This window comes from Cysteiniphilum litorale (assembly GCF_003428165.1).
Classification (GTDB): domain Bacteria; phylum Pseudomonadota; class Gammaproteobacteria; order Francisellales; family Francisellaceae; genus Caedibacter; species Caedibacter litoralis.
Window position 1 is genome coordinate 1 of the sequence record NZ_QLIQ01000054.1, and the last position, 11,711, is coordinate 11,711.

At 37.1% G+C, this 11,711-nt stretch carries 10 protein-coding genes and 2 pseudogenes; 7 read left to right on the forward strand and 5 right to left on the reverse strand.

The genetic code is table 11. The annotated features are described in order from the left end of the window. On the reverse strand, positions 1-1,384 hold a 1,384-nt coding region (locus DNJ75_RS13340), incomplete at its 3' end, for an IS1634 family transposase (protein WP_117003950.1). 276 nt (positions 1,385-1,660) lie between these two features. Here DNJ75_RS13340 and DNJ75_RS13345 point away from each other — a divergent pair. The 6 genes and pseudogenes from DNJ75_RS13345 to DNJ75_RS13370 form a co-directional block, all read left to right on the forward strand. Further along, positions 1,661-2,260: a hypothetical protein gene (locus tag DNJ75_RS13345; protein WP_117003951.1), complete on the forward strand. Its 600-nt coding sequence runs from the start codon at positions 1,661-1,663 to the stop codon at positions 2,258-2,260. A gap of 331 nt (positions 2,261-2,591) precedes the next feature. Then, entirely contained in the window at positions 2,592-3,518 is a 927-nt protein-coding gene (locus tag DNJ75_RS13350) for a recombination-associated protein RdgC (protein WP_117003952.1), read from the forward strand. Between the two features lie 43 nt (positions 3,519-3,561). Beyond that, the gene (locus tag DNJ75_RS13355; protein WP_117003953.1) at positions 3,562-4,206 is read left to right on the forward strand and encodes a hypothetical protein; all 645 of its coding nucleotides are present in this window, start codon (positions 3,562-3,564) and stop codon (positions 4,204-4,206) included. A 75-nt stretch (positions 4,207-4,281) separates the two neighbouring features. After that, positions 4,282-4,878: a DNA-binding protein gene (locus tag DNJ75_RS13360; protein ID WP_117003954.1), complete on the forward strand. Its 597-nt coding sequence runs from the start codon at positions 4,282-4,284 to the stop codon at positions 4,876-4,878. A gap of 7 nt (positions 4,879-4,885) precedes the next feature. Further along, positions 4,886-5,320, forward strand: a complete 435-nt coding sequence (locus DNJ75_RS13365; protein WP_117003955.1) for a hypothetical protein — start codon at positions 4,886-4,888, stop codon at positions 5,318-5,320. 310 nt (positions 5,321-5,630) lie between these two features. Further along, positions 5,631-6,410: pseudogene (locus DNJ75_RS13370) on the forward strand (IS1634 family transposase); the annotation flags it as partial. A gap of 128 nt (positions 6,411-6,538) precedes the next feature. Here DNJ75_RS13370 and DNJ75_RS13375 read toward each other — a convergent pair. Genes DNJ75_RS13375 through DNJ75_RS13390 form a run of 4 tightly spaced genes read right to left on the reverse strand, consistent with a single transcriptional unit; the run spans position 6,539 to position 10,856 of the window. Next, a complete protein-coding gene (locus tag DNJ75_RS13375) occupies positions 6,539-7,588 on the reverse strand; it encodes a PDDEXK nuclease domain-containing protein (protein WP_117003957.1) in 1,050 nt (349 codons plus the stop codon). A gap of 3 nt (positions 7,589-7,591) precedes the next feature. Beyond that, a complete protein-coding gene (locus DNJ75_RS13380; protein ID WP_117003958.1) occupies positions 7,592-8,593 on the reverse strand; it encodes an ExeA family protein in 1,002 nt (333 codons plus the stop codon). A 6-nt stretch (positions 8,594-8,599) separates the two neighbouring features. After that, entirely contained in the window at positions 8,600-10,243 is a 1,644-nt protein-coding gene (locus DNJ75_RS13385) for a DDE-type integrase/transposase/recombinase (protein ID WP_157968348.1), read from the reverse strand. 1 nt (position 10,244) lies between these two features. Beyond that, positions 10,245-10,856 (reverse strand): recombinase family protein, encoded by a 612-nt coding sequence (locus DNJ75_RS13390; RefSeq protein ID WP_117003960.1) that lies wholly within the window; start codon positions 10,854-10,856, stop codon positions 10,245-10,247. A gap of 302 nt (positions 10,857-11,158) precedes the next feature. Between DNJ75_RS13390 and DNJ75_RS13395 the strand changes: the two are divergent. Beyond that, a pseudogene (locus tag DNJ75_RS13395) lies at positions 11,159-11,711 on the forward strand (transposase); the annotation flags it as partial.

Below are 11,711 nucleotides of genomic sequence, written 5' to 3' on the forward strand. Positions count from 1 at the left end.
TGTTTTTATTCGCTCGAGTTTCCTTGTCATGCCAAGTCAAGGATAAGGCATTTTCTTTGTTGGCATCTGCTTTTAACTCTAACTCAAAATGACTCGCTACTTTGCTGTATTTTTCTTTTAATCTCCCTAGTTTCTCGCAGACTTTATCATATTTCTTGGTGCAGCCTTTTTTGCTTAAGCCTACTTTTACCTTCTCTAATTCCTCAATAAAGCGTTGTTTAAATTTCTCATACATCGCACTACCTTTGCTCTCCATCCCCTGCGAATGGCAATACAGTTCGACCTCGTCGCCTTCTGACGGCTTAACTAAATAGGTGGTGACCTTATTATCCTGATCTTCTTTGACAACAACACCTGAAATGTCCTCTGGCAAGGATAAATTACGTTTACGTGATATCACCAAATACTTATAACCATGCTCTGTCAACCATTGGATATTGTCCTCTGTCGCAATACCGGCATCCATAACCACAATAGCTTCCTTGCTACAAGGTTTAACCATCTCCTCTAATGTTTTTGGCTCAGAAACATTACCCTTAAACAACTGACTCTTTTTGATAAACCCAGAACCATCCAGCACCAGTGCTAAGGTCACTAACATGCAGTCGCTGCGTTTTTCTTTTGATCGTCCTAAAGCGCCTAGCTCATTGTCCAATGATTGACCTTCAAAATAGGTATTGGTTAAATCATAAAGCGTCACAATTTCCTCAAATTCAAACCATGTTTTCTCTCTTTGGTATAAGGCTTCTTCAATGGCATCTTTAGACTTTAACAGGACATCTGAAATGCGGTACAGGCGATTCTTGTGTAAGGTGCTAAAATCAGTCTGTAGCACCTCATCTAGCGCACTTTTGGTTTTTAAGACTTCACACGTCCTCACCTCACTGGCAGGGTATAATGTGCGCGCTAAAATCGTGGCTAGCGCATCTTGACATTCGCTATTAGATAAACCGCATGTACTTAGAATCTGTGGCAAATGTAGGTCTTGCGCTGCTTTGTGGACAAGGCTTTCGGCACCAATGCTTTTAATATCAGAGGATTCAACAGAGGAAATATCCACTTGCTCATAGTGCGATTCTGTCGGTGTTGTATTAAATAACGCTTCACCGTGTTTTTTAATCACAAGAGCACTTAAGCGACGTGCTTCTGCTTCGATATGATCATCAACACTCAATAGCGCATGCTCAGCACCATGAAGTAAGTCTTTAACGCGATCGGTTAACAATGTCCATTCTGACTCATCAATGGCAGTATAGCTACTGCCTAGATTTAAGAGTGTAATTTGGCGCACCTTGCCGTTTGCCATACGCATCGTTTCAACTAAACGATAGCTGTAGTAGGTGACATCAGCAATGGTGCGTGTTTTTGTTTTGCGTATGTACATAAATTATGCAGCGGTATTTTGTATTGAATTGACTCTATCAGAGTTTGCAAGCATAAGCAATAGCAAACATATATATTATGGCACTACAAAAGTGATTTTGACATAAAATGAACGTAGGAATAAGGGTTTGAGGGGCATGAAATTGCAAAAAAAGTTTGATTTGAATGTTTTGTAATCAAAAATTTACCAACTTGGGTATAAACATGATATCACTGGTAAGCCATATTACGGTCACGATTATAAGGTGGTATTTAATAGTATGTCAGGAGTTCATTAATGAAAGTTAAATATATTGGATCCAAGACAAACTCCGTCACTATAGGTAAAGAATATATTGTATTAGAAATATATTCATCTATGGAAAAAGTATTTTATAGAATTATTCCTGACGATGGTGATTTTTGTCCGATCTTAGAAGAAGCGATGTCATTTGAAATTATTGATAGTCAGCCAGCTAGAAACTGGATTATTGATTATGATAAAGATAGTGGCTGTTTAAGTTTCGCACCTGCGAGGTGGTGTAAATTGGGTTTTTGGGAAGATTATTCTAATTTTAACAAAGAAGCTGAGCAAATATTTGAAGCTGAAAAGAAAATTATATTCTCTCAGTATCCTGAATTATGTCCACCAAAACCAAGCTACACACCAGTTATAAAGATAGATGCTGTGGGGAATATGAAAAATAGTCCATTTGTAAATCAAAGCATTAAGATTGTAGGTGATCAAAAGATGAGTGGCGGGTATTTGTTGTCAATATTCAGCGATCCATCCAACCAAGCAAATAGTCAAGACGAATGGTTTGACACTTATGAAGAGCTGGAGGACTACTTCAAAAAACACAGCTTACAGGTTGAGTGGTTAGATAACAATAAATAAGTTAATGGCGCTACCTATTGCTTTATTAATGACGCTTTAGGCACCCCTGAGTATCTCACCGGACAAAACGGTCAGAAACAATGGCCAGGTAACATTAATCCATTCGCAGTCAACGCCACAGGAGAAGTCCAACAAGACTTAAGATTCGCAGGTCAATTCAATGACAGCGAAACAGGCTTAGTGATGCACCTCCTCAATTAAAATTAGTAGTGACTCTCAAAGATCAATAATTTGTTTTACTTCAACTTGATTTTAATTTAAATAATATCTTGAAATATCGACACTGATATTTTATGATATTTACAACACAGCAAATAAGGAGTGTGATGCGATGTGGTTTAAAAATATAGCACTATTTGAATTTATCGAGCCGTTTGATTTATCATTTGAAATGATTGAAAAAAGCCTGGAAGAGCATCAGTTTAGCCAATGCTCGCCATCTCAACCAATCTCAACGGGATGGATTTCACCCGTATCCAAAGATTCACCGATTGCCTATGAAGCCAATGGCTTTATTATAGTAGCTTTTCAAATTCAGGAAAAGATTGTACCTGCAACGGTGATTAAAGAGATCCTCGATGAAAAAGTCGAAGAAATTGAATTGCGTGAATCCCGAAAGGTTAAAAAGAAAGAACAGGACACCTTGAAGGAAGAAATTTACCAAAGCCTGTTACCACGTGCCTTTACACGTGATACCGTAATACACGCTTATATCGACACCACGAATGACTGGCTTGTTGTTAATGCCTCTTCAAGCAAAAAAGCAGAAATCCTAACCGTTAATTTACGTAAAACACTGGGCAGCTTAAAAATTAGAATGCCTGATTTAATACCCGTCTCTATGCTACTGACTCACTGGGTAAAAACCAATGAATATCCGCAAGAGTTAACCATAGAAGATCAGTGTGTATTACAGGATAACAACAACGATGGCGGTGTTATTCGTTGTCAGCGACAAAATTTATTTACCGATGATATTATCTCTTTGATTGACTCTGGCAGAGAAGTCACGCAATTAGCGTTGTCATGGCAAGACGAACTATCTTTTGTGCTTAATGATGAGTTTATGATTAAGTCGCTTAAATTTCTGGAGCTAGTCCAGGACAAGGCCAATGATATTGTCACTGAATCTGAGATAGAGCGGTTCGATGCTGATTTTGTCATTATGACAGAAACTCTACGTCACTTTATAGAATTCATGACGGGTGTATTTAGCAAAACAACAGAAACCGAAGAAGTCTTAACAATCACAAGCTAGAATAATAAAATATGTAGATAGATAATATGGGAGAAAAATTTTAATGAAGGAAAAATCCACTTTAGGCGAGATAATAGTTCTAATCTTGGGAAGTATATCAACGTTAATTGCACTAATAGCAACAGGGTCTATGTGCTATATGTTGTACAATATGATATCGATACAAAATATAGTTAATAAATCTCAATCAGGTGAGTTGCCACAAAAGTATGGACTAACTTTCACATTCACAGCATTTAAAATAAATAATGAAATACCAATAAATGTCTTAGCAAATCAAATAGGTGTTGCACTATTTGATTCATCAGCAGGTCTAATAATGACTGGCTATGATAATGCAATTGATAAATTGGCAAAGATGGAGAATACTGTAGAGCTAGGTAAAAGCATATCAGGTATCATAAAGTTTACTAAAAATAAACCTCAAGTTCTGAACATCCCCGATATATCCCATCCAAAATACAATTTAGCCAAAATGGTGACATATTATAAAGGACAGAATGATATTTACATTGACCTTACATTAAACATTGCTAAATATAGCAAGATGTCTAATGGTGCAGATAATGAGGTTAAATTTGCTAATCTGCTAAATGATCCAAATGAGATATTTCTCTATCAGAAAAAATCAAACTATTCAGTAGTGGTTCTTCTAAAGTTTTATCCAATTTCTGGAAATGTAGAGTAAGTCTAAAGATAGTATTGCATTAGCTGTGGTTAACATTAGCTAAAAAATGTAATTAGCATATAAAAGGGAAAATAAATGGGAACCACCTTTAAGAAGAAAGGAAAACGCGATCGATTAACCTTAGATGAGGTAATTCAAGTATGCGAAAAATTAATGACTGATGGTGAAAAAGTCACCGTGCGCAATGTGCTTGCAGTAACAGGTGGCGGATTCGCAACCGTTTCTGATTTCATTAAACAATGGCAGGAACAGCAAGTGGTCTCTGATGCTACAGACTTACCTAAAACACTTATTACCGCATTAAAGATGGCATATAAAAGTATGTTGAGCGAACAGGAAGCAAGCTATCAACAAAAGTTGAATCTTGAAGCACAACATACACAGGAAGCGCTCGATCAGGTAACACTGCTTGAAAAAACGACCGCTGAACTGCAAAATGAACTGGAAAAATACCAACATGCCACTACCTCACAAATTATGGCACTTGAAAAAGAACTCAGTATTAGTGCTTTAAGACTGGAGGATAGCAATAAGCGTGAACAGAAAATAGCAGATGAACTAAATAAAGTACGTCATAAATTACATGAAGCTGAAATTCAGCTGGCGGTGCTAAAAGCAAAAAATGACCAACTGGATAAACATACTCATAAAAATATAAAGACTGAGGAATAATTGCGTGATGAATCTTGTTAAGAAATGTTTCCACAAAGCTGACCGCAATTATCTTCACGCTGAGAAAATGGAACGATGGAAGAAAATTGAGGATCAAGTTATAGAAATATTCCAAGATGCAATTGAAAAAGGAGTAAGTTATATCTGTTTTCAATGCCTACCAGACAATGCAAAAATTATATTTTTTAACCCTGATCATGAACACAGCAATCTAGAGTATGTTAATTTGCATAACATGGTTCAAATAATTTTTCATGCAATGCTTACCTCCCCAAAGTCCGATTTGTTATTTCAGCCTGAAAAAAACATTTCTGGTTCTATCTGTATGAGTTACTTGCAAAAAGATTACCTGATACTTGTTGAAAATATTCCTAATTTACAAATAGATGATGACAGACCAGGATTCAACTTAAGCATTCATATTAGAGAAAAAATTATCTAATAGGGGTAATTCCATATTGCACTGGTTTTTCCCAGAAAGGTAGTTGCCCAAGTCCGCTAAAACTAAAAAATCACTTTTTTTACAACAGGAGTAAATGTAATGTCTAACTCAATACCCAAGTTGGTAAATTTTTGATTACAAAACATTCAAATCAAACTTTTTTTGCAATTTCATGCCCCTCAAACCCTTATTCCTACGTTCATTTTATGTCAAAATCACTTTTGTAGTGCCATAATGTTTGTATTTGCTATTGCTTATGCTTGCAAACTCTGATAGAGTCAATTCAATACAAAATACCGCTGCATAATTTATGTACATACGCAAAACAAAAACACGCACCATTGCTGATGTCACCTACTACAGCTATCGTTTAGTTGAAACGATGCGTATGGCAAACGGCAAGGTGCGCCAAATTACACTCTTAAATCTAGGCAGCAGCTATACTGCCATTGATGAGTCAGAATGGGCATTGTTGACGGATCGCGTTAAAGACTTACTTCATGGCGCTGAGCATGCTCTATTGAATGTGGATGATCATATTGAAGCAGAAGCACGTCGCTTAAGTGCTCTTGTGATTAAAAAGCACGGTGAAGCGTTATTTAATACAACACCAACAGAATCACACTATGAGCAAGTAGATATTTCCTCTGTTGAATCCTCTGATATTAAAAGCATTGGTGCCGAAAGCCTTGTCCACAAAGCAGCGCAAGACCTGCATTTGCCACAGGTTCTAAGCACATGTGGTTTATCTAATAGCGAGTGCCAAGACGCGCTAGCCACGATTTTAGCGCGCACATTGTACCCTGCCAGTGAGGTGAGGACGTGTGAAGTTTTAAAAACCAAAAGCGCACTAGATGAGGTGCTACAGACTGATTTTAGCACCTTACACAAGAATCGCCTGTATCGTATTTCGGATGTTCTGTTAAAGTCTAAAGATGCCATTGAAGAAGCCTTATACCAAAGAGAGAAAACATGGTTTGAATTTGAGGAAATTGTGACGCTTTATGATTTAACCAACACCTATTTTGAAGGTCAATCATTGGACAATGAGCTAGGTGTAATGGACTGCAAACATAAATCGATGGATTGCAATCATCCGTAAATTTTGGACCAAATTATTTGCGACTATAATTTTGGTTTGGATCACTTTAAATGCGACTATAAATTTCTGGCGCGCAAATATATTTTACTTGGACCACATTAATTGCGACTATAAATTTATTCAATGTCTGTCATGCTCTCTTTTATTTCTTTTTTTAACGTTGTTGAATCAGGTAGTTTATCGAGTAGGGTTTCTGGAAGCGTGGAGGTTAAAATGTATTCTGAAACCCCTACTGGTTTAGTCAAACCTCGTAAGGCATATTCAACATCTACATTATCTTTATCTGCACATAAAATGATACCAATACTAGGATTTTCATCTGGCTCTTTTACAGTATCATCCAGTAGATTTAAATAAAAATTCATTTTCCCCGCATACTCAGGTTTGAATTTGCCTGTTTTAAGCTCAATGGCAACAAGCGATTTTAATCTACGATGATAAAACAAAAGATCAATAAAGTAGTCGGTATTCCTCGTGCTAACTTTATATTGATTGCCAATGAAACTAAATCCATAGCCAAGCTCAAGGATGACGTCTTTAACCTTTTGTACTATTCTTAACTCGAGCTCTTTTTCAAGAACTGGAGTAGTTATACCTAGCATATCAAACGTGTATACGTCTTTCATCGCATCATCGGCTTGCTCTGCTAGATGCTCAGGCAGTGTTTCATTGAAATTGTGTTGCTTTTCCAAAAGCCTTGATCTCTCGTACGCATTTGACTTGATCTGTATTTTTAACACATTTCGCGTCCAACCAAACTCAGAAACTGCATTAATATAATAACCTTTAGCTTCATCTGAGAGTTTGCTGCTCAATATGATTAAGTTCTGCCCCCAGGGAATTTCTGCAACAAGCTGTTGCAGATTTGGTTTGTCATGGTACTCAAGATAAAATTGGCGCATATACCATAAGTTTCGTGAAGAAAAACCATAGGTTCCACCAAAGTAATGGCTCAAATCTTTAGCTAGTTCATCAACTATTGATTTCCCCCAACCATATTGATTTTGACTACGTACGATATAATCTCCAATCCACCAGTAAAGCCTTATTAACTCATGATTAACCGATCTTACAATTGTTACTTTGCTGTCCATTACTTTTTTTTGTATGTCGGACACAAATTTCTTGTATGCAGTTACTTGAAATTTTTCTGCGCGTTTTGCCATAGATTATACCGTTTTCTCAAAGTTGAGTCCTATGCCATTTAATATGTTTAAATACTCTTGACGCTTGTTGCCTGAAAGCTTTCCAGATAGAAAATCTTTGGCTTCTTTTTGTGTTGCTCCTAATAGTTCAGCAACTGCATTTATTTGCTGGTAGCCATTACGCGCCAAAACCGCATCAATGTTGTTAAGATCAGCTTTTAAAAGGCTACTAATCAGGTCAGCTGAAATGATATTTTCACCAATTTTATAAGCTTGCATGACAGCATCTGTCATAATTCTGGAAATTTGTAGTGGCGTAACTAGATGATTAGTAATTAAAGTGATTGCGTCTGGTGATATAACGTCATTAAGCTTAACCTTTTTGTCTGCTAAGCAATCTTTTACTAGCCAATCAATATATTTTTCTCTATTTTGCAAAAATCCTGTATCAATTTCAAACATCTCAATTCTCGCGCCAATTTCTTCCATGGCGCCCTTAGAAAGCGAGTTTCTTAATTTAGGATGCCCCGCTAGTACAACAGATAGATGATATCCACTTATAGGTGCTATTTCGATAATGCGCTTAAGCGCCACCAAGGTTTGTCCGTGTATATCATGTGCCTCATCAATAAACAACACAACTGATGATTTGCGCTTGATAATTAAATCTAATAGCAACCGTTCCTTACTTTCATTCTGGTTTGGAATGCTAATACTTGCTTTACTGTTTTTAGGTGATAAATCGTAATACAGTGCAAGAATAATATTATTAATGCTTAATTTTCTTTTATCCGTCGTTAAACATTGAGCTGTGCTAATTTTTTTCTCTTGATCTAACTCATGCTTAATTCTTTGAAGCATAGTGGTTTTACCAGAACCCACCATCCCCGTGAGAGAAACAATGCCACCCATCATGATGATCCGCTTTAAGTCTGTATAGATTTCTCTGTACTGAGGGGTTTCAAAATATCCAGCTTTAACAAATGGTTTTGCCAGCTTAAAGTGCTCTAATGCTTCATTATACATACTCTGTTACTCCAAATTACCAGTGATAACCATTTTTGGTGAGAAATAGAGTTTCAGTTGCTCACCAATATGTTTTTTATTTAATGTCTCATCAAGCAGCTCATTAATATATTGCATCTCATGACTTGATAGAGAAGCTAATGGTCGTGCCAAAATATCAGCAATACGCTGCTTAGCTTCAATTCTATTTCTATAATTCTCATTCAACACATCAGCTTCTTGAAAGGGGATAGACTTAAGTTCTTCGATCACGAAACTATTTTCTATGAGAATCTTCTGCGTCTCGTTATCCAAACCAGATAAAGCAGAAATAGGAAGCGAAAGAGTCTGTGATAGTGATTCAATATAGTCTGCTTTTTTTTCTTTTTGAGTCTTGGGTTTTTTCTTGTAGGTATTAAAAGGTATCGGACCACCATAGGGATAAAAAGGTCCAAAGGTATTAGATTGGTATTCTACATATATTTGATTATCAAAAATACCATGCAAAACTTGTACAACCTCTCCAGCGAAATCAGGTAACAACTGAAAAAGCTCTCCCTCTATTGAAACGCAAGCATCAGAACCAACAGTCCTTTTTTCTGGGACTCTGCATATTTTAGCAAAATGCTCCTTTGTGCATACTGCCCTATAACTTGACTCAGGTAAGTGATCCTTCCAAAACTGAAAACGAGAGCATTTCGCTCTTCTATGCGGTTTTTCGTTATATTTTCTAATATATTCCTGCAGCCATTGATTAAGCTGCTCAAGACTTTCTGGTCTTTGAAAATGAAATAGTGTTTCAAAATCATCTTTCAAAGTCCGATTTGCTCGTTCAACCTTTCCTTTGGATCTGGCGGTGACCCTTCGTCCGTCTGACGATTTTGGCATGTGAGTACTCAGCGTGATATCAAGTAGTTTTAAGACGCGAATATAAATGCTGCTTTTTACAAAACTACCGTTATCAGCGTAAAGATACATCGGAATACCTTTTATAAAACTCCCTTTTGTTTGACCTTCCATCGCTTTATATAGAACCTGTAATGCACTAATAGCATCCTCTCCTGAAGCAATAACATACTGTCCAGAAATGCAACCACTGGCATCGTCTGTAAATAAAGCAAGCATCAGCTTAGTTCCAGGAGGAACAAAATCAATTTTCTTCATATCGGATGGAGTGAAATCAAATTGCCAACACTCATTGCTATGCTGCGCTTCAAAATGTGTAACTACAGGCTGAACAGATAGATTTTTATCAGAAAACCCCCATTTAGAAAGGTAACGATTAACGGTGCTTTTATTTAACAATCCTTTTGGTAGTTGTACTTTTTCATTATTTACAAATATTCCACTCGTCTCTAATATCTCTAAACACCTTGGTGTTGAGATTCTGTGATTTTTTTTATTTTTTGCCATAAGTTTCATAGCAGCAATGATTTCACAGTACTTTAGCATTTCTGATACCGTGCATATGCGCGTCACATCGGAATCTTTTCTAAGACTTGATGCTTTATCAAAAGTATTTTTCATCTGCCTGTAGATGGTTGATGCTGAAAGACCAAAGGCAGCAGCACATTCAAGCACCAACTGTTTGCGTTTTGGGTCTCTGGCACTTAAATCAGCTAACTGATGATCAAGCAAAATAAGTTGCTCTAGCGGTACTTTTTTTGACATCTCAAGCACCCATAATTTTTGCGCCAGCTTCTTTGAGAGTCCCATCACCGTTAACATAGTTGTATAGCGTACTGGTGGTAATCCCAAGCTGCTTTGCTACCATGGCAGCAACTGAATTTCTATCAGACATTGCTGCCATAGCCATTTTAAGCAATGATTTATCCACTTTTTGAGGACGACCACCTTTTCGTCCTCGAGCTCGAGCAGCCGCCAAGCCAGCTTTTGTTCTTTCTTGTATTAAATCCCTCTCATACTCAGCAAGTGCTGAAAAAATCCCAAATACCATGCGTCCACTTGGTGTTGTGGTATCAATTTTAGCACCTTGACCCGTCAGTACTTGTAATCCAATACCTTTTGTTCCTAGATCATCGACCAAGTTCACTAAATGCTTCATAGTTCTGCCTAATCGATCAAGTTTCCATACTACAAGTGTGTTACCTGGCTGCAGAGCTTTAAGACATGCCTCAAAGCCAGGTCTACTATCTTTACTCCCTGATGCGAGATCACTATATATCCGAGCTTCATCAATACCTGCCTCTAATAAAGCATCTTTTTGTAAATCTAATAATTGGCTGCCATCTGATTTTGACACTCTAATATAGCCGATTCTCATATGTTTAAAATTATTATCAAAAAACTTAAGATAGAGTGTAAACAAAGTTTAGATTATTGCAATGATTTATTGAGTTGTTTTGTGCAGTGATAAAGTGGCATTTTAGGACTGTCAAATAAACGTTCGTTTATCGAGTACTGAAATCTCCAGTCGCAATTAATGTGGTCCAAGTAAAATATATTTGCGCGCCAGAAATTTATAGTCGCATTTAAAGTGATCCAAACCAAAATTATAGTCGCAAATAATTTGGTCCAAAATTCACGGATGATTGCAATCCATCGATTTATGTTTGCAGTCCATTACAGCTAGGCGCTTTAGGACGATCAAAAGAAAAACGCAGCGATTGCATGTTAGTGACCTTAGCACTGGTGCTGGATGGTTCTGGGTTTATCAAAAAGAGTCAGTTGTTTAAGGGCAATGTTTCTGAGCCAAAAACATTAGAGGAGATGGTTAAACCTTGTAGCAAAGAAGCTATAGTAGTTATGGATGCAGGTATTGCTACAGAGGACAATATCCAATGGTTAACAGAGCATGGTTATAAGTATTTGGTGATATCACGTAAACGTAATTTATCCTTACCAGAGGACATTTCAGGCGTTGTTGTCAAAAAAGATCAGGATAACAAGGTCACCACCTATTTAGTTAAGCCGTCAGAAGGCGACGAGGTCGAACTGTATTGCCATTCGCAGGGGATGGAGAACAAAGGTAGTGCGATGTATGAGAAATTCAAACAACGCTTTATTGAGGAATTAGAGAAGGTAAAAGTAGGGTTAAGCAAAAAAGGCTGCACCAAGAAATATGATAAAGTCTGCGAAAAGCTGGGGAGATTAAAAGAAAAATACAGCAAAGTAGCGA